Annotated in this window: 17 protein-coding genes, 1 pseudogene and 1 CRISPR repeat array; of the genes and pseudogenes, 7 read left to right on the top strand and 11 right to left on the bottom strand. The window is 55.7% G+C overall.

The features are described 5' to 3' along the window. Positions 1-372: 372 nt before the first annotated feature. From cas9 to cas2, 3 genes are all read left to right on the top strand, one after another. Positions 373-3,594: a type II CRISPR RNA-guided endonuclease Cas9 gene (gene cas9, locus Q0859_RS20810; protein ID WP_299154949.1), complete on the top strand. Its 3,222-nt coding sequence runs from the start codon at positions 373-375 to the stop codon at positions 3,592-3,594. Between the two features lie 80 nt (positions 3,595-3,674). Then, positions 3,675-4,586 (top strand): type II CRISPR-associated endonuclease Cas1, encoded by a 912-nt coding sequence (gene cas1 / locus Q0859_RS20805; RefSeq protein ID WP_299154947.1) that lies wholly within the window; start codon positions 3,675-3,677, stop codon positions 4,584-4,586. A 35-nt stretch (positions 4,587-4,621) separates the two neighbouring features. Beyond that, the gene (gene cas2, locus Q0859_RS20800; protein WP_299154954.1) at positions 4,622-4,927 is read left to right on the top strand and encodes a CRISPR-associated endonuclease Cas2; all 306 of its coding nucleotides are present in this window, start codon (positions 4,622-4,624) and stop codon (positions 4,925-4,927) included. 73 nt (positions 4,928-5,000) lie between these two features. After that, positions 5,001-8,332: direct repeats of the CRISPR family, unit length 36 nt; unit sequence ATTGTAGCTGTTCAAAATTCGCGGTCCAGCCGCAAC. Between the two features lie 29 nt (positions 8,333-8,361). Here cas2 and Q0859_RS21580 read toward each other — a convergent pair. After that, positions 8,362-8,652: pseudogene (locus Q0859_RS21580) on the bottom strand (transposase); the annotation flags it as partial. A gap of 65 nt (positions 8,653-8,717) precedes the next feature. Then, positions 8,718-9,017, bottom strand: a complete 300-nt coding sequence (locus tag Q0859_RS20795; protein ID WP_299154945.1) for a DUF882 domain-containing protein — start codon at positions 9,015-9,017, stop codon at positions 8,718-8,720. 259 nt (positions 9,018-9,276) lie between these two features. On the opposite strand from Q0859_RS20795, the gene Q0859_RS20790 reads away from it, so the two are divergent. Next, on the top strand, positions 9,277-10,233 hold the full coding sequence (locus Q0859_RS20790; RefSeq protein ID WP_299154943.1) for a LysR family transcriptional regulator: 957 nt from the start codon (positions 9,277-9,279) through the stop codon (positions 10,231-10,233). Positions 10,234-10,376: 143 nt separating this feature from the next. On the opposite strand, the gene Q0859_RS20785 is transcribed toward Q0859_RS20790, so the two are convergent. Next, positions 10,377-10,904, bottom strand: coding sequence for a Spy/CpxP family protein refolding chaperone (locus Q0859_RS20785; protein ID WP_299154940.1), 528 nt, complete (start codon positions 10,902-10,904; stop codon positions 10,377-10,379). A gap of 144 nt (positions 10,905-11,048) precedes the next feature. Here Q0859_RS20785 and Q0859_RS20780 point away from each other — a divergent pair, with 144 nt between their 5' ends. Then, on the top strand, positions 11,049-11,582 hold the full coding sequence (locus Q0859_RS20780) for a Crp/Fnr family transcriptional regulator (RefSeq protein WP_299154938.1): 534 nt from the start codon (positions 11,049-11,051) through the stop codon (positions 11,580-11,582). A gap of 350 nt (positions 11,583-11,932) precedes the next feature. Here the strand turns inward: Q0859_RS20780 and cynS are convergent, their stop codons facing one another. Genes cynS through Q0859_RS20755 form a run of 5 tightly spaced genes read right to left on the bottom strand, consistent with a single transcriptional unit; the run spans position 11,933 to position 16,023 of the window. After that, positions 11,933-12,403 carry a cyanase gene (gene cynS, locus Q0859_RS20775; protein ID WP_299154936.1) on the bottom strand — a complete coding sequence of 157 codons (471 nt, stop codon included), beginning with the start codon at positions 12,401-12,403 and terminating at the stop codon, positions 11,933-11,935. 1 nt (position 12,404) lies between these two features. Then, positions 12,405-12,884, bottom strand: a complete 480-nt coding sequence (locus Q0859_RS20770; RefSeq protein WP_299154935.1) for a nuclear transport factor 2 family protein — start codon at positions 12,882-12,884, stop codon at positions 12,405-12,407. Positions 12,885-12,888: 4 nt separating this feature from the next. Continuing rightward, entirely contained in the window at positions 12,889-13,791 is a 903-nt protein-coding gene (locus tag Q0859_RS20765) for an ABC transporter ATP-binding protein (RefSeq protein ID WP_299154933.1), read from the bottom strand. Between the two features lie 10 nt (positions 13,792-13,801). Next, the gene (gene ntrB / locus Q0859_RS20760) at positions 13,802-14,635 is read right to left on the bottom strand and encodes a nitrate ABC transporter permease (protein ID WP_299154930.1); all 834 of its coding nucleotides are present in this window, start codon (positions 14,633-14,635) and stop codon (positions 13,802-13,804) included. Further along, a complete protein-coding gene (locus Q0859_RS20755; RefSeq protein ID WP_299154928.1) occupies positions 14,635-16,023 on the bottom strand; it encodes a CmpA/NrtA family ABC transporter substrate-binding protein in 1,389 nt (462 codons plus the stop codon). Before Q0859_RS20755 ends, ntrB begins: the two co-directional genes overlap by 1 nt. Between Q0859_RS20755 and Q0859_RS20750 the strand changes: the two genes are divergently transcribed. Further along, on the top strand, positions 16,016-18,058 hold the full coding sequence (locus tag Q0859_RS20750; protein ID WP_299154927.1) for a sigma 54-interacting transcriptional regulator: 2,043 nt from the start codon (positions 16,016-16,018) through the stop codon (positions 18,056-18,058). The genes Q0859_RS20755 and Q0859_RS20750 overlap by 8 nt on opposite strands. A gap of 426 nt (positions 18,059-18,484) precedes the next feature. On the opposite strand, the gene Q0859_RS20745 is transcribed toward Q0859_RS20750, so the two are convergent. From Q0859_RS20745 to Q0859_RS20735, 3 genes are all read right to left on the bottom strand, one after another. After that, positions 18,485-19,738, bottom strand: coding sequence for an FAD-dependent oxidoreductase (locus Q0859_RS20745; RefSeq protein ID WP_299154925.1), 1,254 nt, complete (start codon positions 19,736-19,738; stop codon positions 18,485-18,487). Further along, on the bottom strand, positions 19,735-21,948 hold the full coding sequence (locus Q0859_RS20740; protein WP_299154922.1) for a TRAP transporter permease: 2,214 nt from the start codon (positions 21,946-21,948) through the stop codon (positions 19,735-19,737). Before Q0859_RS20740 ends, Q0859_RS20745 begins: the two co-directional genes overlap by 4 nt. Positions 21,949-22,023: 75 nt before the next feature. After that, positions 22,024-23,034, bottom strand: a complete 1,011-nt coding sequence (locus tag Q0859_RS20735) for a TAXI family TRAP transporter solute-binding subunit (RefSeq protein ID WP_299154920.1) — start codon at positions 23,032-23,034, stop codon at positions 22,024-22,026. Between the two features lie 112 nt (positions 23,035-23,146). Here Q0859_RS20735 and Q0859_RS20730 point away from each other — a divergent pair, with 112 nt between their 5' ends. Further along, positions 23,147-24,103, top strand: a complete 957-nt coding sequence (locus Q0859_RS20730; protein ID WP_366523240.1) for a LysR family transcriptional regulator — start codon at positions 23,147-23,149, stop codon at positions 24,101-24,103. Positions 24,104-25,017: the final 914 nt, after the last annotated feature.

Raw genomic sequence — 25,017 nt, 5'->3', positions numbered from 1 at the left:
GGACACATGACTGCTTCTGACAAATGCGCAAATCTGATCAAATATGTCTTGCTATGCAGGAGCCATCCACACATGACATTCGCTGCGGGTGCGCACGCCAATAGAGTTGCTACCCTAGAACGGACATTCAATCGGTTAACTTTTGGTGAATTGGTTTCAAGGATCTTGATATCACGGCATTGTTCAAAACGAGGAAACGCAGGCCGTGGCCTGCGTTTCAATGTGGTGCAATCGAATGCTTGTTAACGGCTCGACCGCGAATTTTGAACATTTCCAATATTCCGGGAATCTCCCAAGCCGTCAAGCACACTTTTAGATTGAGTGTCTCTCCTACAAGTGCAAAATTTCCTTTGTATTTTGAGGGGATTTTCTATGCGTCTGGGTCTTGATATCGGCACGAATTCTATTGGCTGGTGGCTCTATGGCACCGAAGGGGGGCGGATCACCGAGGTGGTTGACGGTGGCGTGCGCATCTTTTCGGACGGGCGTGACCCCAAATCCAAGGCGTCACTGGCGGTGGACAGGCGTGCGGCACGGGCACAACGGCGGCGGCGAGACAGATACCTGCGGCGTAAGGCGGCGTTGATGAAACGAATGGCGCAAGTGGGGCTGATGCCCGCTGATCCGGCTGAGGCCAAGGCGCTTGAGATGTTGGACCCTTACGAATTGCGGGCAAGCGGGTTGGATAGGTCGCTGCCACTCACTCATTTCGGGCGGGCGCTGTTTCACCTCAACCAACGGCGGGGGTTCAAATCCAACCGCAAGACCGATCGCGGCGACAACGAAAGCGGCAAGATCAAGGATGCGACGGCGCGGCTGGATCAGGCGATGATGGCGAAGGGCGCGCGCACCTACGGCGAGTTCCTACACATGCGCCGAGCCGCAGCACTTGACCCCAAAAGCGTTCCCAGCGTGCGCACGCGACTGACCGTCGCGCGGCGGGACAACGCAGAGAAGGAAGAGGCGGGGTATGATTTCTATCCCGACCGCAAGCATCTGTCCGAGGAGTTCGACAAGCTGTGGGCGGCACAGGCCCGTCATTCGCCGGATATCCTGACGAACGATCTGCGCGATGAGATTGCGACGATAATCTTTCACCAACGTCCCTTGAAGACGCCAGAGGTGGGCCTGTGCCTGTTCACCGACGAGCGACGTATTCCCAGTGCACATCCTCTGAACCAGCGACGGATCCTGCTGGAAACGGTCAACAATCTGAGAATCGCGGCGCGGGGTGAACCTTCGCAGCCGCTGACACGCGAGGAGCGGGATCAGATCGTGCATACCTTGGACAACAAGGGGCATACGAAATCGCTATCCGGTATGGCGATGAAATTGAAGGCGCTTGGCAAGGTGATCAAACTACGACCCGAGCAGAGTTTTACGTTAGATACCGCGAACCGCGATGCGATTGCCTGTGATCCAGTGCGTGCCAGCCTGTCCCATCCGGATAGGTTCGGGGCGCGGTGGTCGACGCTGGATTGGGACGGACAGTGGGATGTGGTACAGCGTATTCGCGCCGTGCAGAGTGACGGGGAACACGCGGAGATTGTCGCGTGGCTGATAGAGTTTCATGGGTTGGATCGTGACCATGCAGAGGCTACGGCGAACGCCCCTCTGCCTGAAGGCTACGGTCGGTTGGGCCTGACGGCGACCACGCGAATTCTGGCGGCACTCGAGTCGGATGTTTTGACCTATAGCGCGGCCGTGGCGGACTGCGGGTGGCATCATTCGGATGGCCGCACTGGAGAGGTGTTGGAGAACCTTCCCTACTATGGTGAAATCCTTGAACGCCATGTGATCCCCGGCACCTATGATCCGAAGGACGATGATGTCACACGTTATGGCCGGATTACCAACCCTACGGTGCACATTGGGCTGAATCAGCTGCGCCGTTTGGTGAACAAGATCATTGCGGTATACGGCAGGCCGGATGAGATCGTCGTGGAACTGGCCCGTGATCTGAAACTGTCCGAGGATCAGAAGAAGGACGTCCAACGCGACATCAAGAAGAACACCGAGGCGGCGATTGCGCGAGGCAAGAAGCTGGAAGAGATGGGCGTTCCCAACACGGGCGCCAACCGGTTGGTATTGCGACTTTGGGAAGACCTTGGTGATGACGTCATGACCCGTAATTGCCCCTACACCGGCAAACGGATCAGCGCGGGAATGTTGTTTGACGGCTCCTGTGATGTGGATCACATCCTGCCGTTTTCGCGCACTCTGGATGATGGGTTTGGCAACCGCACGCTCTGCATGAAAGAGGCGAATCGCCAGAAGACCGACAAAACCCCATGGGAAGCATGGGGTGAGATCGACCAATGGGAAGCGATCGCCGCCAATCTCAAGAACCTGCCCACCAACAAGGCCTGGCGGTTCGCGCCCGACGCGATGGTGCGGTTCGAGGGGGAGAACGGGTTTCAGGCGCGCGCGCTTAAAGACACGCAATATTTGTCGCGGATCGCGCGGGCCTACTTGGATGCCCTTTTTGATGGAGGCGACGGCAAGAGCCACGTCTGGGTCGTCCCGGGCCGCCTGACCGAAATGTTGCGGCGACACTGGGGGCTGAACGGGTTGACCGCGCTGACGGACAGCGACGCGCAAACTGTCAAGGCCAAGAACCGCACCGATCACCGCCACCATGCGATTGACGCCGCAGTGATCGCCGCCACCGACCGCGGGCTGATCAAACGGATTGCCGATATGGCGCAACGGGACGAAGTGAACGGTGCCGAAGAGGTCGCCCGTTCTGTGCCGCCCCCGTGGGAGGGGTTTCGCGACGACATCGGCGCGCAGGTCGCGCGGATCATCGTCAGCCACCGCGCCGATCACGGGCGGATTGACCCGGCAGCGCGCAAATCGGGGAGGGACAGCACATCTGGCCAACTTCATAACGACACCGCCTATGGTGGCATCGACGACAGATCTGTGGTCAGCCGCAAGTCGCTTGCTGCCATCACGGCGAGCGACCTTCACAAGATTCGGGATCCCGATCTGCTACGGCATCTGGTGCGGGTGACAAAAGGACTGGAAGGTAAAGCCTTTGAGAAAGCGGTTCAGGATTTCGCAAATGCGCCTACACTGCCGGTCCAGGGTGAGAACCCCTACAATGGAATTAGACGAATCCGTCTTGTAGACGCTCTGCAAGATACCGCCCGCGTCTCGATCGCCGATAAGAACGGTCGCATCTACAAATACTACAAGGGCGGGAGTAACCACTGTTATGAAATCTGGCGGATGCCTGATGGCAAAATAAAACCCTGGGCGATATCTACTTTTGATGCGCATCAGATCAATGCCGGACATGACTCCAAACCACATCCAGCGGCAAAACGCATAATTCGGGTTTTCAAACGCGACCTGGTGGCCATTGAAAAGGAAGGCAGAACCTTGATCTGCTATGTTCAGAAAATGCATATCGCCAATGGGCTTTTTCTTGTCCCACATACCGAAAGCCATGCTGACACCAGAAACAGCGACAAGTCAGACCCGTTCAAGTTCATTCAGATGAGTGCGGGGCCATTGGTTGCCGCAAAAATTCGCCGCGTTCACGTCGATGAAATGGGCCGGCTGCGGGATCCTGGAACCCCTGCATAGGTGCCCGAATTTGGCGAATTGTAAGAGTGGCAATATAATCAATGCGTTAACGATTCGCGTGGGGGCGTGAGGGGTAACGTGTGGACCAGATTATTGATATTGCGACCGACGGGCGGCACCTGTCGCGTGACCGCGGTTTCCTGAAGGTTTCCGAAAACGGGGCTGAGATCGGGCGCACGCCGCTGGATCAGATCGCGGGCGTGATCGTGCACGCTCACGGTACAACTTGGTCGACGTCGCTATTGACGGAACTGGCCGAGCGTGGAGCGCCGGTCGTCTTGTGTGCCGCCAACCACGCTCCGAAATCCGTTCTGCTGCCATTGGAAGGGCACCATGCACAGGGAGCCAGGATGCGCGCGCAGTGGCAGGCGAAAGCGCCACTGATCAAACAGGCTTGGAAACAGGTCGTTGGTGCCAAGATTGCAATGCAGGCTGCCGCGCTGGATGCGGTTGGCGAGCCGTCTGCGCCTTTGTCTATGATGATCCGCAAGATCACTTCAGGTGACAGCACCAATATCGAAGCCCAGGCCGCGCGGTATTACTGGCCGCGTATGATGGGCCCGGACTTTCGCCGCGATGCGGGGCAAGGGGACGAAAACGCGCTTCTGAATTACGGCTATACGGTCATGCGGGCAGCCACCGCACGGGCTGTCGTTGCCGCCGGCCTGCACCCTACTATCGGGTTGTTTCATGCCAACCGCGGCAACGCGTTCGCGCTGGCCGACGATCTGATGGAGCCGTTCCGCCCGCTGGCCGATTGCGCCGTCAAAACGCTTGTCGCCCGGTTTGGTGTTCAGGTCGACACCAACGCCAAGCAAAACTTGGCCCGCCTTATCGCGACAGACCTGCCTCTGGGGGACGGCGTTACTCCGGTATCGGTGGCCTTGATGAAACTGGCCACGTCTCTGGGGCAAAGTTTTGAAGCCGGAAAGCTGTCTCTTGCCTTGCCGCGCCCGCCCGATGCGTTGACCCTAGCGGGGCTTGGCGCATGACCCATACCGTCACTTATTTGTCAGGATACAGATTGATGTGGATACTTGTGATGTTCGATTTGCCAACGGATACGAAATCGCAGCGCAAGACCGCGACCGCTTTCCGAAATTTCCTGTTGGACGAAGGGTTTGAGCGTAGTCAGTTTTCCGTCTATGCGCGGTTCGTCAACGGCAAGGAAGCCTTTGCGACACGGGTCAACCGGATTGAACGACACCTGCCCGATGCGGGGGATGTCCAGATCTTGAACTTCACCGATCGCCAATACCGTGATACTATACATTTCTCGGATCAGGGCCGCAAACGCGCCCGAAAGAATCCGGAGCAATTGGTGATGTTCTAATGCGATTCGCTGTGGAAATTACGAATAGAGGCCCGTTAAACCTTATTTTTAACAAGAGTTTAACGAGCGACCTATTGTAGCTGTTCAAAATTCGCGGTCCAGCCGCAACCCCGAACACCTACCTTAACCGGCCCGCCATATTGTAGCTGTTCAAAATTCGCGGTCCAGCCGCAACTCGAATAAGGGCCAGCAATTGCCCGACATTATTGTAGCTGTTCAAAATTCGCGGTCCAGCCGCAACTGGGGCGGAAGTATACGCTCATCGCGCAGAATTGTAGCTGTTCAAAATTCGCGGTCCAGCCGCAACATATGGCTATTGCCAGCTGCGGGACCGTTCATTGTAGCTGTTCAAAATTCGCGGTCCAGCCGCAACCGCGGCAGTGAAGGGCGCGTCACCACCACGATTGTAGCTGTTCAAAATTCGCGGTCCAGCCGCAACATCATGGGCAATCTTGCCGCCCGCTCCACCATTGTAGCTGTTCAAAATTCGCGGTCCAGCCGCAACGCCAAAGTCTCGACCAGCGTCTACCCCGCGATTGTAGCTGTTCAAAATTCGCGGTCCAGCCGCAACGCCATGCGCGGGACATGTTCAACGCCATGTATTGTAGCTGTTCAAAATTCGCGGTCCAGCCGCAACGGCCTATGATGGGTCTGTCAGTTCGTGGCATTGTAGCTGTTCAAAATTCGCGGTCCAGCCGCAACCTTTCATCGGTGGATGCCCTTGCGGGCAGTATTGTAGCTGTTCAAAATTCGCGGTCCAGCCGCAACGGCACTGGTCCTGACAAATAAGTTCGTACATTGTAGCTGTTCAAAATTCGCGGTCCAGCCGCAACACGAAAGCCCACAGTTCGGTCTTACTAAGGATTGTAGCTGTTCAAAATTCGCGGTCCAGCCGCAACCCCGGCCAAAGCACGCCGCCGGTGTTCAGTATTGTAGCTGTTCAAAATTCGCGGTCCAGCCGCAACATGGGCGCGCATCCAGTATATTTGGGCGGCATTGTAGCTGTTCAAAATTCGCGGTCCAGCCGCAACCTATGCATTCTGGATATCTACCGAGTTATCATTGTAGCTGTTCAAAATTCGCGGTCCAGCCGCAACCGCAACAAGCGTGATGCCATTGACCAGCTTATTGTAGCTGTTCAAAATTCGCGGTCCAGCCGCAACAGAAATAGAAGTTCCACGCTCTATCCAGTTATTGTAGCTGTTCAAAATTCGCGGTCCAGCCGCAACTGATACAGAAAGTCCCTCTTGCTTTACGGCATTGTAGCTGTTCAAAATTCGCGGTCCAGCCGCAACTTCATATACCAGCGCTTGGCGTTCAGTACGATTGTAGCTGTTCAAAATTCGCGGTCCAGCCGCAACGTTGCTCTGTTGCGTGCGATGGACCAAGGGATTGTAGCTGTTCAAAATTCGCGGTCCAGCCGCAACAAAGACGATCCGGGTCAGCGATTGGGTCAGATTGTAGCTGTTCAAAATTCGCGGTCCAGCCGCAACCGTCCGCTGCTCGGAACCGCCACCGCCTTTATTGTAGCTGTTCAAAATTCGCGGTCCAGCCGCAACGGAACAGTGTTCATCGTGACGGCGTCAAACATTGTAGCTGTTCAAAATTCGCGGTCCAGCCGCAACCTGCGTCGCGAGGCTGAGGCAAAAGCCGCCATTGTAGCTGTTCAAAATTCGCGGTCCAGCCGCAACCTCACGGATTCCCGATGAATGGGTTCTTTCATTGTAGCTGTTCAAAATTCGCGGTCCAGCCGCAACGCGTTTTATATCCAACTCTTGAGGATATCCATTGTAGCTGTTCAAAATTCGCGGTCCAGCCGCAACAGCAGCTACCTTGGTGTCGTCACCATCCACATTGTAGCTGTTCAAAATTCGCGGTCCAGCCGCAACGCATTTCCTGTTGGGAAACGACACCCCTGCATTGTAGCTGTTCAAAATTCGCGGTCCAGCCGCAACGACGGCTCGCGCACACAATCCAAGGGGACAATTGTAGCTGTTCAAAATTCGCGGTCCAGCCGCAACCCCAAGATGGGGTTACGTATTCCCTGCTATATTGTAGCTGTTCAAAATTCGCGGTCCAGCCGCAACAGATCCTTTCAGCGTCCGTACGTCCTGAAATTGTAGCTGTTCAAAATTCGCGGTCCAGCCGCAACCATCCCCAATACCGGGCAAAGGCGAGAACGATTGTAGCTGTTCAAAATTCGCGGTCCAGCCGCAACCAGTCCACTCGCCCTCGCGGCTCACCTCGAATTGTAGCTGTTCAAAATTCGCGGTCCAGCCGCAACTGCGAGAGACCTTTCCATGACGTAGGTGGTATTGTAGCTGTTCAAAATTCGCGGTCCAGCCGCAACTGCTGCCGCCAGTTGCAAGTGCTGCAGCCGATTGTAGCTGTTCAAAATTCGCGGTCCAGCCGCAACTCCGAGGCAAACGGGGTCAGCTTGAGCAGCATTGTAGCTGTTCAAAATTCGCGGTCCAGCCGCAACACCGGGCGTTCTCGAGTCTTTAGCAAGCGGATTGTAGCTGTTCAAAATTCGCGGTCCAGCCGCAACGGCCCTCCTTACGGCTGACCCACATGGCCAATTGTAGCTGTTCAAAATTCGCGGTCCAGCCGCAACTACACCGTTGTGCAGACCGACACCAAGTCGATTGTAGCTGTTCAAAATTCGCGGTCCAGCCGCAACATGCGTAGACATCTCACGTGCGATGTCTTTATTGTAGCTGTTCAAAATTCGCGGTCCAGCCGCAACACCCGGCGTTCTTGAATCTTTAGCAAGCGGATTGTAGCTGTTCAAAATTCGCGGTCCAGCCGCAACTTTAATTGCTCGTAAGACACCCCGGACCCTATTGTAGCTGTTCAAAATTCGCGGTCCAGCCGCAACGATCGCGACCACAAACTGCGCGTGCTGCGATTGTAGCTGTTCAAAATTCGCGGTCCAGCCGCAACCGCACCACCTCTGTCAGCTGCGCCTTGTTCATTGTAGCTGTTCAAAATTCGCGGTCCAGCCGCAACTATGAAACAGCGTTTGGTATTGGTCGTGACATTGTAGCTGTTCAAAATTCGCGGTCCAGCCGCAACATTGGTTGCAGTGAAGACACCGGTAAGAACATTGTAGCTGTTCAAAATTCGCGGTCCAGCCGCAACACCACCATACGACTGAACAAGCGTGACGTAATTGTAGCTGTTCAAAATTCGCGGTCCAGCCGCAACACGCGCAATACCAGCCCGATGCGCGCTATAATTGTAGCTGTTCAAAATTCGCGGTCCAGCCGCAACATGGGCGCACACCCGGTCTATCTCGGCGGCATTGTAGCTGTTCAAAATTCGCGGTCCAGCCGCAACACGGATCCGGTGTTCCCGGCACATTCGTGGATTGTAGCTGTTCAAAATTCGTGGTCCAGCCGCAACTCAAGCGTCTGCTCTGCCACGACCTCTTTAAGATCATGGGCTTCACGTTTCAGATCAGTAACTTCGCTAGATGTCGCCTGGCGCGCAGTATCGCCGGAAAGTCGCTTCTTCCCAGCCTCCATGAAGTCTTTCGACCAGTTGTAATACAGGCTCTCCGCAATCCCCTCACGGCGGCAGAGCTCAGAAATCGAACTCTCCCCGCGCAAGCCGTCCAGAACAATCCGGATCTTCTCTTCCGCAGAAAACTTCCGACGCGTCTTGCGCTTGATTTCTTTTACATGTCTGTCAGCCGATCCATTCGGCCCTGTCTTCGTTCTCATCTCGTATCCCTCCAAGGGTTACGATGAGCGAAAGACACTCCCTTAGCAAAACAATGCTGTCTGTCTCAAAGGCCGTGACGGGTTACAATCTGTTCAACCTGTAGTTCTTCAGCCATTCGAGCCACAATTGCGAGGAGCCGGGTGTCCATGGCCTTCCAATGTCCTGCTGAAACATCTCGCAAGATCCAGTTAACTTGGGCGTAGGTTTTATGACCAATCCCTTCATCGGTAAACTCGACAGACACCCGCTCATCGGTTCTAGGGCGGTATAGGTTCAACTTGAGAGCTCGGCCTGCGATGGCAGGCGAAGTCAAATTCGCGAGTCCGCAAGCTGAGAAAGTGATGAAATTTCGGCGGTTTAGCATGTAACTGCTCCTCTTTTGAAGGAGCTTCTACGCCGACCTCAGGAATAGATCAAATTCAATATAATAAACTATAAAAACAGTAATGCTTATGTTTGAGGCGCCGGGTGCAACGCCATGCCTGGGTGTTGGGCCCCAATTTGACAGCGATCACGAACCTCCCGCTTCGTGCGCACCCGACTGAGTCAGTCTCACAAAGCGCAAAGATGAGGAAAAGCGGAAATTTCTTGCAGATAAACCGAGATTATCTCATGGATACCCAATGGACATTACGCTTATCAAAACCTTTCTGGAAGTCGCCGCGACTGGCTCTTTTGTTTCAGCTTCAGATCGCCTCTTTGTCACACAGTCTGCGGTGAGTCTCCGCATCCAGCGTTTGGAAGATAGCTTGGGACGCGCGCTCTTCTCCAGATCAAAGGCCGGTGCAGTTCTGACACCAGCAGGTGCAGAGTTTGAAAACTATGCTCTTTCCATGATTAAGCTTTGGCAAGAAGCGCGACAACAAGTTGCGATCCCGGAAGGATACAATCGCAGCCTTACGATTGGTGCACAATATTCTCTTTGGCCTCGCTTAGGGTTCAGGTGGCTAGATGCGCTTCAACACAATATGCCGGACCTTAGTCTAAGAGCAGAGCTAGGCATGCCAGATCGCCTGACAAGATTTCTGATCGAGGGCGTGATCCAGGCTGCTTTGATGTACACTCCACAACTGCGTCCAGGCCTTGAGGCGGAAGAGCTGCTCGACGACGAACTCGTCATGGTTGCTTCATATCCAGATCCGGACTTTGAAAGGATTTCAGACCATTACGTCTTTGTGGATTGGGGGCCGGAGTTTGTACAAGCGCATGCCATGGCTCTACCATCACTTTTGAACCCTGGTATTACGTTGTCATTGGGTGCCATGGCCGCCCAATACATTCTCAGGCGCAAGGCTGCCGCCTATGTGCCCGTGAGATCAGTTGTTCCCTCAATTGATTCTGGCGAGCTGCATCTCGTTCCAGATGCGCCACGGTTTCCTTATCCCGTTTGGGCCATCTGGAGGGAGGACATAGAACCCGAACTGAAGATGTCAGCGAAAGCTGCACTGAAACAAGTCGTTGACGACGCCGAGGAAGCACAGGGAGAAATCATAGACCAACTTGCGGAAATCAGTGATGACAACGAAGTAGAAATACTGGGCGAAGAGGCCAACATTTTAGATAAGCAAAAATTGCCTTAAACATAATTATTTTGAATTTTTCTTGTTGACGTAGAATTCCTAGGCTCCCGCAACCAGCCAGCCACTTACTCTATCCCTGGTTGATTGTTTTGGCCGGGAGGGAATGACCTATGAAAACTTACCGAAGTGATTATCTAGCGCCGTTAGGCCCCCCTGATACGCCACACTTGATCAAGCAGACGCAAGGGGTGGCGGAAAAGACGATGGCACGGCCTGTAACCGCGCAAGACTGAGTAACGGCTGACTTGGGCATCGGTCAGTAATGGTAAAGTCAACACATGGGCATTCAGATGAACGAGGCGGAGGGCTGCCCGCGCTCGACCTGCTTCGGCCACTAGCCGTTCAAGCGCCTTGGCATCAGGCGCACCTTGTTGAAAAGCCTCGTCCAGCGCTTGTTCCGCCATCACGAACCGCTCCCCGGCAGTTATCGCATCTGCTTGCATTTGCGCCCTGATCGCCTCGATGTCATTGCGCTGCTGTTCGGTCAGTGCGATCTCTTCGGCGAGCTCAAGCAGGTGCGTTGGTCCAGGAACGCCGTTCAACTCCGCTGCCCTCGCTAATCCCCATCCGCCGCCACGCGCGATTTCTTCCAAGTCCTGCTCCGAAAGAGACTTGATTAAGCGTGTTTCCTCACCTGCGTAAGGCTGACGGCGATGTGCTATGGTTTTCATCGTGTGTTTGGGCAAAGACTGCGATGGGGATGAGAACCATCAACATTGCGACGTGTTTTGTTTCCATGAGTGAAGTCCTTGATTGATCCGGGATTGGCCCGAAGTTGTTGCACAATCTGCGCCTCCAAGAGCATGATAGAAATCATGTCGGATCATTGGCTCAACTGTTTTGATGGCGCGCCAGAACGCACGCTGGACGAAGGCGAAACGCTTTTTCGTCGGGACGATGAAGTTGAATGGGCCTTCTTGGTCCGTGAAGGGCAGATTTCCCTTCGGCGTGCGCTGAAAGATGGCGGGCTTTTGACCCTGCATACAGCTAGGCCAGCCGAACTAGTTGCCGAAGCATCGCTATATGCACATTGCTATCATTGCGACGCTGTTGCCGAAGTTCCGACAACGGTATCTTTGGCCTCCAAAACCGAGCTGATGGGAAACCTTGAGAACGCGGCCACATCAGAGCGCGCTTTGGTCAAAGCGTTCGAACACACAGCGAGAGAGCTGCAGAACCTGCGGACCCGCGTTGAGATCATGCGCTTGCGGAAGGTGACAGATCGCCTGGATGCCTATCTCGAATTCTTTGACCACCCAGAGGAAGGTGAGTGGGTGCGCGTCGCGGACTGGATCGGAGTGACGCCTCCAGCACTCTATCGAGAGTTGGCCAAGCGGCGGCCGCAATAACCTGGTCTTCTACGATTGGTTGCAAGAAGCTGAAAGTTTCTAATGTCCGCTTTTGGGAAGCCGCACCGCAGCATCGGTTGCCACGACGAGAGTCTGGTTTGGGCCGAGCACACTAGCGCAGGCGAAGCAACTTTCTGAACTTCGATTGCACCGATGGATGATGCGAGTTGCTACTCATGAATGCGTCAAGATATGAATATTCCAAGAAAGGCACACTGTAAGAAAGACCTCGCGTAAGCTGCAGACAATGGGTAACCGAAGTGCGTTTTTGAGTATCTATCAAACGTACATTGAAACTATGATCTCAAGCGGAATGCCGCGCCTTTTCAACGCAGCATCCAAGTGAGACCCTACCAGCTATTGTAGCCGAGGAATTTGCCTGACATCTCAACCTTCACGCGGTCGCCTTTTGGGTTTTCAACGCGGGTGACTGACATGTCGAAGTCAATGGCCGACATGATGCCGTCGCCGAATTTTTCCTGAATGATCGCTTTGAGCGTTGGTCCATAGACGCCGACAATCTCGTAAAAACGGTAGATGCAGGGATCGGTTGGCACCGACTGTTCCCATATCTTCGTGGGGCTTTCGGCCAGAACGCTTTCTGCCTCCTGCGGCAGGCCCATCACCGAAACCATCAGCTTGGCCTTATCGGGTGGAAAGGCATTCATGCCCATGGTCGCGGAATGCGTCCAGATCGGCGACATGTCGATTTTCTCGGCGATTGCCTCCCATGTCAGGCCGGCCTGCTTCTTGGCAGACAGGATCATGGCGGTGACATCTTCCTTGGTCATCATTTCGGTCATTGTGATGGTGTCCTTCATTTTACAGTCCTAACTCTGTCAGTCCGGGGTGATCGTCGGGGCGGGCCGTGCCCTCGGGCCAGTGAAACAGGCGGTCCTTGGGCACGATCGGCACGTCGTTGATCGAGGCGTGGCGCACGGCCATGTACCCAAGCGCGTCGAATACCCAGTTCTCGTTTCCGTGGGCCCGGAACCACTGACCGTCCGCGTCATGCCACTCGTAGCAAAAGCGAACCGCAATCCTGTCGTCGCCATGGCACCAGATTTCCTTGATCAGGCGATACCCGTTTTCCGTCGACCATTTGCGCGTCAGGAAGACTTCGACCTCGGCGCGCCCGTTCAGGAACTCTGACCGATTGCGCCACCGTGTATCGGGTGTGTAAGCCAAGGCGACCCGGGCCGGATCACGGCTGTTCCAGGCGTCCTCTGCCATGCGCACTTTCTTGATCGCCATCTCACGCGAAAAAGGCGGCACAGGGGCACGCGCAGGCTGCTCGGTCACGGGATCAAACCTCTACGGCACGCAATAGCGGCGGGGGCTCAGAGTCATCGGTATCGGCCTCACCCGTCAGATCAATACACACGGTTTTCGGGCTGTTGGGGCCATCTGATTTTCCGGACAATTCCGCCGAGCGTTGCGCGAGGAAATGCACCAGATGGTTTCGAATGGCGTAGTAATTCGGGTGCTCGACAATGTCGTTGCGCACGCGCGGACGCGGGATCGTGATCTCGACGTTTTCGGCCACCTGCGCCATCGGTCCGTTGGTCATCAGCAGGATACGGTCCGCCAGCAAGATCGCCTCGTCAATGTCATGGGTGATCATAAAGACGGTCTGGTCGGTATCGCTCCAGACCTTGATCAGCTCCTCCTGGATGGTTCCGCGCGTCAGCGCATCCAGCGCGCCAAAGGGCTCGTCAAGCAGCAGCAGCTTGGGTTCATTGGCAAAGGCGCGTGCAATGGACACGCGCTGGCGCATCCCGCCCGACAACTGGCTGGGTTTGCGGTGAATGGCGTCGCCGGTCAGACCGACCTTGGCGAGAAAGGCGGTGGAATGCTCGATCACCTTGGCTTTGTCCCAATGCGGGAACCGGGCCGTGACACCAAAGGTTACGTTCTTGAGCGCGCTGAGCCACGGCAGAAGCGAGTAGTTCTGGAACACCACCCCCCGGTCAAGGCTGGGGCCAGAGACATGCCGGCCGTCCATTTTGACAACACCGCTTGTCGGCTCTGACAGACCGGCAAGAATGTTCATGATGGTGGACTTGCCGCAGCCGGAATGGCCGAGGATGCAGACAAATTCACCTTTTTCTATGCCGAATGTGGCGTCTTCAAAGACGGTGAACTCATTCCCCTGACCATCCGGGTAGCGCTGGGTGAGTTGCTCGATGCTCAGAAAGGACTTTGCCATTTGATCGTTCCTATTCGATGTAGGCGACTGCGCGCTGCAGCAGACCGAACATGGAGTCCAGCAGCATGCCCACAACACCAATCATGAGGATGGAAAAGATGACGGAGGTCAGGTCGAGGTTGTTCCACTCGTTCCAGACGTAATAGCCGATGCCGGTGCCACCCACGAGCATCTCTGCCGCGACGATCACCAGCCAGGCGATGCCGATGGAGATCCGCATGCCTGTCACAATGGTCGGCGCGGCGGCGGGCAGGATCACGGTAAAGGCGGTTTTCAGCGCGCTCAACTCATGAGTGCGGGCGACGTTTACCCAGTCTTCGCGCACGCCAGCCACGCCAAAGGCGGTGTTGATCAGCATCGGCCAGATCGAACATATGAAGATCACGAAGATCGCGCTGGCCTCGCTGTCCTGAATGACGAACAGCGCTAGCGGCATCCACGCAAGCGGCGAGATTGGGCGCAACACCTGAATAAAGGGGTTCAGCGCCTTGTAGGCGATAGAAGACATGCCGATCAGGAACCCCAAGGGGATCGCGACGAGCGCGGCCAGAAAATAGCCCGTCAGCACCCGGTAGATGGAATAGCCGATCTGAATGCCAATGCCCTTATCGTTGGGGCCCGCGTCATAGAACGGGTTCGACAATTGCTCCCATGCCTTGCCCAGAACCTGGCTGGGGGGCGGGACGCCGGCCTTGGGTTGACCGCCGCCGGTCAGCAGTTCGTATTCCGTCAACTCTCCGACGGCTTTCTGCGCGGGGATCGACAGCTCCCAGATCAGGCAGCCGACGACCAAAAGCAGCACAGACAACAGCGCTGCTTTCATGTTTTCCGACAGGGTCTCCATCAGTTGACCTTTATCGCAAAGCTGTCCGCATAGGCTTCCGGCGTGGTCGGGTCGAAGGTCTTGCCCATGATGGTGTGCGACTTGTAGGTGACATCCGGTGCGTCATAGCCAAGGTCGTTCATCACCTTCTTGGCATCTGCCGCCAGATAGACCTGCTCGGCGACGGTCTTGTAGTCCACATCGCCTTCGATATAGCCCCAGCGTTTCATCTGGGTCAGGATCCACACGCCCATCGAATGCCATGGGAAGGGGTCAAAATCGATCCGGTCGGGGACACGCTTCACCTCTCCCAGACCGTCGGCGTAGGTGCCGGTCAGCACCTGCTGGACCACGGTCGCTGGCTGGTTGAGGTAGTTGGTCGGTGAAATCGCCTCGGCAATCTCAACACGGTTGTCGGCGTTTGATGCATATTGCGTGGCATCGATGATCGACTTGAGAAGTGCGCCGTATGTGTTGGGCAGTTCCTGAGCGAATGACAAGGGTGCGGCAAAGGCACAGCAGGGGTGACCCTCCCAGATTTCCTTGGTTAGGATGTGGATGAAGCCGATGCCTTCGTAGACGGCGCGCTGGTTGAACGGGTCGGGAGACAGGTAGCCGTCAAGGTTGCCAGCGCGCAGGTTGGCGACCATCTCCGGCGGCGGGACAACACGGATCTGGATGTCTACATCCGGATCGAGGCCGAATTCGGCCACATAGTAACGCAGCAGGAAATTATGCATCGAGTATTCGAACGGCACACCAAAGGTGAAGCCTTTCCACTGCTTCGGGTCCCGCTTGTCGAGGTGCTCATTTGACAGAACAATGGCCTGCCCGTTGATATTCTCCACCGCGGGCATGATGTAAGGCTCTGCCACGGAACCGGCGCCCAGGGTCATGGCGAGGGGCATCGGCGTCAGCATGTGGCTGGCATCATATTCGCCGGACAAGGATTTATCCCGCGCCACGGCCCAGCCTGCGGTCTTGATGACCTGCGCATTGAGCCCGTAGCGCTCGTAAAAACCCAGAGGCTGGGCCATGATGATTGGTGTCGCGCAGGTGATCGGCACAAAACCGATGTTCAGGTCGGTTTTTTCCGGCGGTCCAAGATCGTCAAGGATCGCCGCTGCGGCCTGCTTGACCGGGAAAACAGAGGCCAGCGCCGCCGCCGCTGTGGTGCCACCAATCATCCCCATGAATGACCGGCGCCCGATGTCGTTCTGTCCAAAGACCGATCGCACGATTGCGCTTTCAACCGCGCGCTCCATCATCTGCTCAGAGGACATCTCGTGCGGTTCCACATGACCCTTGTCATGCCCCTGGCCGCTGACGCAGCCTTCGCAGCCGCAATCGGCACCATGCCGGAGATCAGTCTTTTCTGAGAAAGGATTTCCGAGGCTTTTGATGGTCATATTCGTTCTCCTATCGGCATTAACCAAAGCTTCTCACGCCGCCGCCAACCCGCCTAGCCGGGCAGAAAATCGCCTGAAATTTCGCAATTATTTGATTTTTATGATTATTTTTTGGGCAAGCTTTACGAAATCTCGTAAATTACGAATTTTCGTGAAAGCCGCGACGGCAAACTTGGGCGACGGTGGCGCCATGCTTGATGATTCCCGGCCGCTATCGATTGTAGATGTTCAACCGCTGCCTGCCCTGCTGGCGGAACCGCGCGCAAATCGGATTTTGAATACGAATGAGGCTGCGCGGGCCCTGTTCGATCTGCGCGCGCGTGATACCCGGCTTTCGGATGTGTTGATCTCCGGTGCGGCGGAAATGGCTGTCTATTTGGACGCTGTCTCTCATTTCGGCCGCTACATCGGCCGTGCGTTGCAATTCCATGGATCAGAGGGCGCGACGCTGAGACTGCAAACCTATGGTGTGCAGCTGACCGACGATCAGGTTCTACTCAGCTTTCTGGATCTGGACGATCTGGACAGGCGCACCCATGAAACGGAACAAGAGGCGCATCACAAAGGCGGCTTGATGCAATGGCAGAACATCTATGGGTTCTTTCGCGAGGTGGAGGCACAGAACCATCTGATCCTCGAAGCGGCGGGCGAAGGGATTTACGGGATCAATGCACAGGGACAGGCGACATTCGTCAACCGCGCCGCCCAGGAGATGCTGGGATGGTCGGCCGATGATCTGATCGGGCGCGAACTGCATCCGATCATTCACCACAAGCATCTCAACGGCGAGCATTTCCCGGCCCATAGATGTCCGATCTATGCGTCCTTTCGAAGGGACGAAACCACGCGCGTGGACGACGACGTGTTCTGGCGCAAGGACGGCAAACCGATCATGGTCGAATATGTGTCGACCCCGATCTACGATCACAACGTCCTTGCCGGCGCCGTCGTGATCTTCCGGGACGTCACGGAGCGGCGGGAAAACGAGCGCAAGCTGCGTGAGGCGCTGGATGAGGTGAAGGAGCTGAAGGAAAAGCTGGAGCAGGAAAATGAATATCTGCTTACTGAAATTCGCTCGGCGCGCTCGCAAACAGGGATCGTCGGCGTATCCCCGGCAATCAAATCGCTGAATATCCAGATTGACCTGGCCGCACAAAGCAACGCGCATGTTCTGGTATCCGGCCCGCCCGGCTCGGGCAAAAGCATGACCGTGTCAGCCATTCACGAAGCCAGCAGCCGTCATCACCGCCCGCTGGTGCGCATCAACTGCAGCGAGACGAATGCTGAGGTATTGGAAGCTGAGCTATTCGGGTACAGACGCGGAGCATTTGCAGGCGCAAGCCGGGATAGGACTGGCAAGTTGATGATGGCGAATAACGGCACATTACACTTGGATGAGATCTCGGACCTGTCAAAGGACATCCAAGCCAGGCTGCATGATGTTCTGCAAAGCGGTCGTTTCCAGCGAATGGGTTCCAGCGCGGAGTCAACAGTGTCATTGCATGTCGTTGCAACAACGTCGCGTGACCTGTCTGCAGAGGTAAGAGCAGGCCGGTTTCGACAAGATCTGTATTTCATGCTCAACATGTTCTCGATCCGGTGCGAGCCGCTCAGCGAACGACCGGCGGACATACCCTACTTGGCAAAACACTTTCTCGACCGGACAACCCGTCGACTGCGGTTGCCGAAAACCCGGATGACGCGGGCAAACATCGACGTCCTTAACCAATATGGCTGGCCCGGCAACGTGCGAGAGCTTGAAAACGTGATAGAGCGCGCCGCAATTCTGGCGCAGGGCGGACGGCTCGAATTCGATTTTCATCTTTCAGGTTCGTCGCCCGAGGCTGGGTCGGATGTCGTGCTGACCAATGAAGAGTTGCGCGCGCTGGAGCGAAAAAACCTCGAAAACGCGCTAGCGCGCGCCAAGGGCAAAGTCTCGGGAAGCCATGGCGCCGCCGCGATGCTCGGTATCGCGTCAACAACGATGTATTCCAAGATCAAGTCTTTTGAAATTGATCCGGCTGAATTTAAATAGCCGAAGCCCTTCGCCGTGATGTCCTGGACCAACCTTAAATTCGTTCTGTCAGAACACGGGCAATCCTTGGGCCAAATCTCCGAACAACTCTGCAATGTCCGCAATGCGGGCTGCGACTGCAGCATTACGATATCACGGCCAATGTCCGCACTGGGCCGTCCTCATCCGAGCCTTCAGCAAATACCGCTCAGATACTGCGTCAGCCCCGACGGCAGCGAAGAGCCCAAAGTGCCCGATGCTGCTGAGTAAACCGATGTCCGCTCCGGCGAAGGCCGTGAAGTGATTCTCGCGATTTATGCCATTTATGCATTAAGCAGCAAACATCGGTAACGCGCTCGAGTTCGCAAAAAAAAATTCACAGTAGAAGAGCGATTGCTCAGGTTCACTTCGATCTGGCGGCTATCTAAGAGAGAAACGGGCGCTACGCTAAAGAAATTTGAAGCGTTCCGCACCAAAGGCCGAAAAGTCAACATTTGTGCGCTTTCTCTCCACAATATCGGCGACAATCCGGCCCGTCTTCGGCGCCATCATTAACCCGTAATGGCTGTGGCCAAACGCTCCAATCAGACCCGGATGTGACCTAAATTCCTGGATGATGGGAAGGCTGTCGGGGAAGGACGGGCGTATCCCCATCCAAGATTTCGGTGTCGCGTCCTTGAGGGCCGGCACCATTGAACGGGCTACCTTTTCAAGGGCGCGGATGCGTTTGGGATCCGGTGGGACGTCAATGCCTGAGAACTCCGCCATACCTGCGACGCGCAGCCCATTCTCCATCGAACTCGCCACTGCATGGGCCGACGTATCCATAACCGAGTTGTTTAGGGTCAAGCCGGTGTGAGTGTATGACACATGGTAGCCGCGCTCGGCTGCCAACGGAACGCTGACGCCCAACTTTTTCAGCAGATTGGCGGACCAGATACCTGCGGCCAGCACAACCTTGTCATACCGCTTGGTTCCGGTATTGCTTGTGACATCCCAAGCTCCATCAACTGGCTTCAGGTCGTGTACATCCGCACGCAAGACGGTCCCTCCGAGCCGCATGATTTTATCAGTCAGAACAGAACCGATCCGCCCCGGATTGCGCGCCCGCGCTTGACCCTTTATCAGAATTGCTGCCTGAAAGTCATGTGACAGCGCCGGTTCGAGGTCCCGCAGATCAGCCGCACCGATTAGATCAAGCTCAGCTCCTTTTTCGGACCGCATTTGAAACCCGAGTGCGTCGAGATCGGCGTCTTCCGCTTTGCGAAAAGCATGGACGTACATCGCATCCACGATCAGGTCTTCGTGGCCGGTGCCTTTGATCAGATCACGGTAAAGGGTTACGGCATCGCCGCACAAAAGATGCATGGCATTCGAGTTTGTCTTGGCGCGATCAATCTTGCTTTCGCGCAAGAAACGCATGAGCCAGGGAAAATACTGGAAACTATGTCGCAGGGATACGCCCGCAGGCCCATCCGGTTTCACAATCATCCCCGGTATTTGCTTCCATATACCGGGCATTGCTTGTGGAACTATGGACCACGGCGAAATGATCCCTGCGTTGCCCGACGATGTGGCTTGGCCGGTGTCATCGCGATCCATCAGGGTCACGTCGTTCCCCGCTTCCAGCAGCGATATCGCCGAGCAGATGCCGACAATCCCGCCACCGACGACCGCAACCGATTGCTTAGCCGTCGTCATGCTACGAGCGGCGACCGTCGCCGTGCAATGACTTGCATTGCGATTGCAGGGCTGGCGATGATCAGAGCCACCAAATCGGCGGAGAGCGACGGTGCGATAAACACCAAACCGGCGAATGCGCACAGGATGCGGTTGATCGTCCCCATGGGGGCTAGCCAGTAGCCGACAACGGCCGAGGACAGCGCCACAACGCCCATGATGCAACTGGTCGCAGAATAGGTAAATTCCCACAGATCAAAGCCCGTCGATGAAACAAACAACAACACCGGTGCGTAGACGAACGCCATGGGTGCCACGACCTTGCCAAGGCCAAGAGTGAAGGCGGATATCCCGGTCTTGAAGGGTGGCGAGTTTGCAATCGCCGCCGCCGCATAGGCCGACGTACAGACCGGCGGCGTTATTTCTGCGACGACTCCGTAATAAAGCACGAACAAGTGGCTTGCGATGGGGGGCACGCCCAACTGTGCCAATGCAGGCTGCGCCACGGACACCAACATAATATAGAGCGCCGTTGTAGGGATGCCCGCGCCCATCAGGATACAGGCGATGGCAATAAAGGCGAGCGACAGGAACAGTTGAAGGTCCTCGATCTGAAACAGAGCGTACTCGCCAAAGCTGAGCAGCGCGTAGATGTCCGTAGCCAGATTGCCTGCGCCTTGGGTGACCATAAAGCCGATGCGGAACCCGATGCCCGTGGTATTGATGACTCCGACGACGATACCGACTGCAGCAGAAGCTGCGCCCACGGCGAGCGCGTATTTCACGCCCAGTTCCATGGCGTCCGTCATTTCAGGCAACTTCATGCGGTCCTGCGGATTGAGGGTCGCGACAGCGGTGCCGACCAGCAGAATTGCGGCTGTGGTCAGTTCGAACCCACCGCCCATAAATTTCCAGACCACGAAGGCACCAAAGGCCGCCGCATAGGCCAATGTGACAGGTGAATGAAGCCGCGACATGCCGGCAACCAGCGCCAGCGATATGCCACAGAACGCCGACATATACGGGGTATAGCCTGAAAACAGGACCCACAGCAGCCCGACCAAGGGGATTATATTGGCCCAGCCATCACGCCAGACGGCGGCAAACTGCGGCAGCTGTTCTTTTGCCAGACCTTTCAGGCCGAGCTTGCGCGCCATCAGGTGTACAACAGTGAACACGCCGACATAGTGCAGAATCGCCGGGAAGATCGCAGCGATAACAATGGTGGTGTAGGGGAGTTCAAGGAACTCGGCCATAATGAAGGCCGCAGCCCCCATGATTGGCGGCGTAATCTGCCCCCCTGCCGAGGCCGCAGCCTCTACCCCGCCAGCGAAGTGCCCCGGATACCCAAGGCGCTTCATATTGGGGATCGTCAACGCACCCGTAGAAACCGTGTTGGCGACAGAAGACCCCGAAATTGTTCCAAAAAACGCCGATGACACGACCGACACCTTTGCAGGACCGCCGGTGTAACGGCCCGCAAGGATAGTTGCGTTGTCGATAAACAATTGCCCCAACCCTGTGCGTTGGGCAATGACCCCGAACAACACAAAATGAAACACGATTGTTGAGACCACCCAAAGCGTGACGCCAAAAATACCCTCTTGCGGGAAATACATGGACGACACGAAGGTGCGGAATTTCACGCCGGGATGTTGCAAAATGCCGGAAAAATAGGGGCCAAACAGTGCGTAAATAATAAACAGCGAAATGATGGCGGGCAGAACCCAGCCCAACGTGCGCCGCGCAATATCAAGCACCAATACAATGATGATAACCCCAAAGAACATGTCGTAATTATTGGGGTTGCCCATGCGAAAGGTCTGTTCCTCAATGCCGAGCATGTCGATGCCTCTCCAGGCGAGACCGACATAAAGCGCCGAGGCGACGCCCAAAATCATCAACAGAATATCAAAGATAGTAATGCCACCAATCCGCAAGGGGCCGGAGCGCCGCTCAAACGCGCCCTTTGTTTTCAGGATCGGGTAAAAGGCATAGGTGAGAATAAACAGGCCGGTCAGGTGCCACCCCATATGCCAGTGATCAGCAGGCAGGCCAAAGCCGGCAGTCAGGTAATGGTAAACGGCGAAAATAATTGCCACCGCGCGCAACACTTTGGCAGCGACTGGGGCAACAGCACGGATATGCGCACCTTCGTCATATTTCGCCTCGATGGCCGCAAGCTCTTCTGCCGTGAGCTCTTGAACGATTTTGGTGTCTGTTTCGCTCATGCGATCGGCCCCCCAAAGTAAAAGAAAAATTGGCCGCGTCACAGGTTGGACGCGGCCTAGTTCAGGAAGGCAAAATTAGTCGATCAGACCCATTTCGCGGTAGAACCGCTCTGCGCCAGCGTGAAGTGGCACACCCAGGGCTTCGACGCCATTAAGAGCAGTTTCGATTGTGATCTGCTGACCCTTGGCGTGACCGTTATCGAGCATCCGGCGTGTCGCGTCATTCCACATCGCAGCAGTAATGTTATAGATCAGCTCTTCGTCCAACGCGGCCGATGTCACAAGCATCGCGGAGACGGCCGGCGTCTTGACGGCCTCGTCGACGCCTTCGTAAACACCGCCCGGAATTTCGGACGGGATGTAGGCGGGGATGATCTCGTTGATGGTTGCCAGATCTTCGTCCGTGAACGAATGCAGCGCCATGCCCTTTGTCGAGGCAAGCTGCACCATCGCGGCAACAGGCCAACCGGCGGCATAGAAATAGGCGTCAATCTGACCGTCCGCCAAACGTTCGGCGGACTGGCTGTTGTTCAGCTCCGCCTCTTCCATGTTGTCACGGGTGACGCCCCATTGTTCCAGCATTTGCAACACAGCGACCTGCGTGCCCGACCCCGCTTGCGCGATACCAACGCGCATACCTTCCAGATCGGCAAGGCTGTCGATGCTCTCACCGGCGGGCAGAACAAGGTGCAAATCCTCGGGGAACAGGTTGGCAATGATGCGCAGATCGGGGTGCGGTTTGCCCTCGAACTTGCCCTCGCCCAGATACATGGAGCGCGTCACGTCCGCAGCCGCAAGGCCGGCCTCAAGTTCTCCGTTCTGGACGGCAGCGTTGTTGAACACCGATGCCGTGGTCGATTGCGCAATCGCGATAAGGCCGGGCACACCGCACTGGCCGCCGTCCTCGCAGGCGCGCGATCCGGGTGGGTTGGAAATCCCGTTGGCGATGGTCCCGCCGATTGGGAAATAGGTGCCGCCTGCGCCACCGGTGCCAATGCGAAAAAAGGTCGTGTCTTGCGCGAGGGCAGGACCCGCAAGAAGCGTGGCAGCGATCATCGCCCCTGAAAGTGATTTGAAAAGTGTCATAGTGGTCTCCCAGTTGATTGCGGAACTGATGCCCGCTGTACAGACCTTTTACCCTAGCGATGTAGCATATTAAGACAAATTTGAAGTTGTTTCTTTTTCATAAGCGGGGCTAATGTATTGGATGAATTTACATCATCTCTCTGTCTTTCGGGAAGTCATGAGCACCGGCTCAATGTCTGAAGCCGCCAAAAATCTTGGTCGCACACAGCCCGCCATCAGCCTCGCATTGAAAAGTCTGGAAACCTCGCTGGGCATAACCCTGTTTGACCGCGATACCCGCAATCTAAAGCCCGTGCCCGAAGCGTATTACCTGTTGGCCGAAGCAGACAGTCTGCTGGGGCAGATGTCACGTTTGCAGCGCACAATGAAACGTATTCAGGTGGGCGAGCAGGGCGAGGTCCAGCTCGCCGTGATGCCCGGTGTTTCGACTGTCCTGTTTCCGGAGTTTCTGAGTGACTTCTTGCAATCACGTCCAGAAATTGGCCTGTCACTCCACACACGAAGTTCGACACAGTTGCGCGAATTGGTCAGCAGTCAGGGCGTAGACTTCGGTTTTGGGGACTTTGACGAAGATCACAGTCGAACGGAGCAAACGCACGTCACAAAAATATCCGCGAACAGCTATCTGGCCATGCCAGGCGAACACGTTCTTTCAGGGTCGAAAGAGGTGTCTTTAGTGGACTTGGATGGTGTCACCTTGGGCGCAATGCAACCGGATCACCGGTTCAGCAAAAAGGTCGAAGCCGCATTGGCTCAGGTCAGCAATCGAAACAATGTTCGCTTTCGCAGCCAGACGGTCCTGCCGCTGCTGAAATTTGTAGGCGCGGGTCAATGCTGCGCGATCGTTGACCCACTCACAATGCTGAGTGCCAAGCTGATTGGTACGACCCAAAAGAATGTCACCTTTTGCAAACTAACTGAGGAAGTCCGATACGAATACGCAGTTCTCGTCCCAAAACTTCGTCGGCTGTCACCCTTATCGCGCCAACTGGCTTCTGCTTGGAATGAATACGTCATGGTCGAATTGGAGAAGATTGGTGCTAATCCCCTGCAGGAAAAAGTGGCATAAACGCTGCAACAATAAGAACGCTCTTTAATGCACCCACAGATCGGAAAGCGTAGGCCGACATTCAAACAAGACTGCCGGACAACCGCTTTGTCCCGCGATCTGTAAGTTCAGCAAAACTCAGATAGCGCGCCTGCAGCGAATGACCGAAAAGCGGGCTGCAACCGCAGTATCCGAAGGACGGGTTCAAGGTCGGCTCTGGGCCGTCCTCTTCGACGTGATCCGAAATAGCGCAACGGATGCTGCGGTCGCTCCGATGGCAGCAACGAGCCCGACACGGCCATTCAGTTTTCATGCTGCACGCGCTCGCAGCACGAAATTCGCTGCAGGTGCGTAGTTCCTCAAGCTACAACCGTCAGAAGACTCAGACCTCACGTCATCAACGGACGCAAAGTGAGAAGCAGGCATTGATGAACTTAAGACACATTGTGGCGACGTTGAACCCTGAGTGCGACTATCTCATGTTACACGTGGAGCTGTCCGCAGAATACTGGTAAGTCGTAGACACTGCCTGCATTTGCTGATCAATCCAGTCTTCAAAGGCCTTTGCAGGTCCTGTAGCCTTAAAGTCATGCCGGTATTGCTGCACGTCATGGCCCAATTGATCAGGCAAACGATTTCGTCAGTTTGCCCGCAATCTAGCGCATCAAATGCTCATCATAGCCGTTTAAAACAAGCAACTCGTAAGCCTCTTTCACTGCCTTTGGTATCTCAACCGCTATCTGAAAACCAAGATCCGGGTAGCGCATGAGCCGTTGGACATCGCCAACCATTTCGTTGATTAAGCCCTGACGGCCGATAACCTGATCGCATTGATCATCGAAAGACGTGTTAGGATGCCATGTAACCCGTCACGGCCTTTGAGACAGACAGCATTGTTTTGCTAAGGGAGTGTCTTTCGCTCATCGTAACCCTTG

The organism is uncultured Tateyamaria sp. (genome assembly GCF_947497045.1).
Taxonomy (GTDB): Bacteria; Pseudomonadota; Alphaproteobacteria; order Rhodobacterales; family Rhodobacteraceae; genus Tateyamaria.
This window is presented reverse-complemented; position numbering and strand designations above follow the sequence as displayed.

What these genes read in the sequence shown, in the direction of transcription:
- ntrB (WP_299154930.1), bottom strand. Translation starts at nt 14,635, where the DNA reads ATGGAGACCCTGTCGGAAAACATGAAAGCAGCGCTGTTGTCTGTGCTG.
- cas9 (WP_299154949.1), top strand. Translation starts at nt 373, where the DNA reads ATGCGTCTGGGTCTTGATATCGGCACGAATTCTATTGGCTGGTGGCTC.
- Q0859_RS20740 (WP_299154922.1), bottom strand. Translation starts at nt 21,948, where the DNA reads ATGAGCGAAACAGACACCAAAATCGTTCAAGAGCTCACGGCAGAAGAG.
- Q0859_RS20750 (WP_299154927.1), top strand. Translation starts at nt 16,016, where the DNA reads ATGGTCATATTCGTTCTCCTATCGGCATTAACCAAAGCTTCTCACGCC.
- Q0859_RS20785 (WP_299154940.1), bottom strand. Translation starts at nt 10,904, where the DNA reads ATGAAAACCATAGCACATCGCCGTCAGCCTTACGCAGGTGAGGAAACA.
- Q0859_RS20755 (WP_299154928.1), bottom strand. Translation starts at nt 16,023, where the DNA reads ATGACCATCAAAAGCCTCGGAAATCCTTTCTCAGAAAAGACTGATCTC.
- cas2 (WP_299154954.1), top strand. Translation starts at nt 4,622, where the DNA reads ATGTGGATACTTGTGATGTTCGATTTGCCAACGGATACGAAATCGCAG.
- Q0859_RS20795 (WP_299154945.1), bottom strand. Translation starts at nt 9,017, where the DNA reads ATGCTAAACCGCCGAAATTTCATCACTTTCTCAGCTTGCGGACTCGCG.
- cynS (WP_299154936.1), bottom strand. Translation starts at nt 12,403, where the DNA reads ATGAAGGACACCATCACAATGACCGAAATGATGACCAAGGAAGATGTC.
- Q0859_RS20735 (WP_299154920.1), bottom strand. Translation starts at nt 23,034, where the DNA reads ATGACACTTTTCAAATCACTTTCAGGGGCGATGATCGCTGCCACGCTT.
- Q0859_RS20730 (WP_366523240.1), top strand. Translation starts at nt 23,147, where the DNA reads ATGTATTGGATGAATTTACATCATCTCTCTGTCTTTCGGGAAGTCATG.
- Q0859_RS20765 (WP_299154933.1), bottom strand. Translation starts at nt 13,791, where the DNA reads ATGGCAAAGTCCTTTCTGAGCATCGAGCAACTCACCCAGCGCTACCCG.
- Q0859_RS20790 (WP_299154943.1), top strand. Translation starts at nt 9,277, where the DNA reads ATGGACATTACGCTTATCAAAACCTTTCTGGAAGTCGCCGCGACTGGC.
- Q0859_RS20745 (WP_299154925.1), bottom strand. Translation starts at nt 19,738, where the DNA reads ATGACGACGGCTAAGCAATCGGTTGCGGTCGTCGGTGGCGGGATTGTC.
- Q0859_RS20780 (WP_299154938.1), top strand. Translation starts at nt 11,049, where the DNA reads ATGTCGGATCATTGGCTCAACTGTTTTGATGGCGCGCCAGAACGCACG.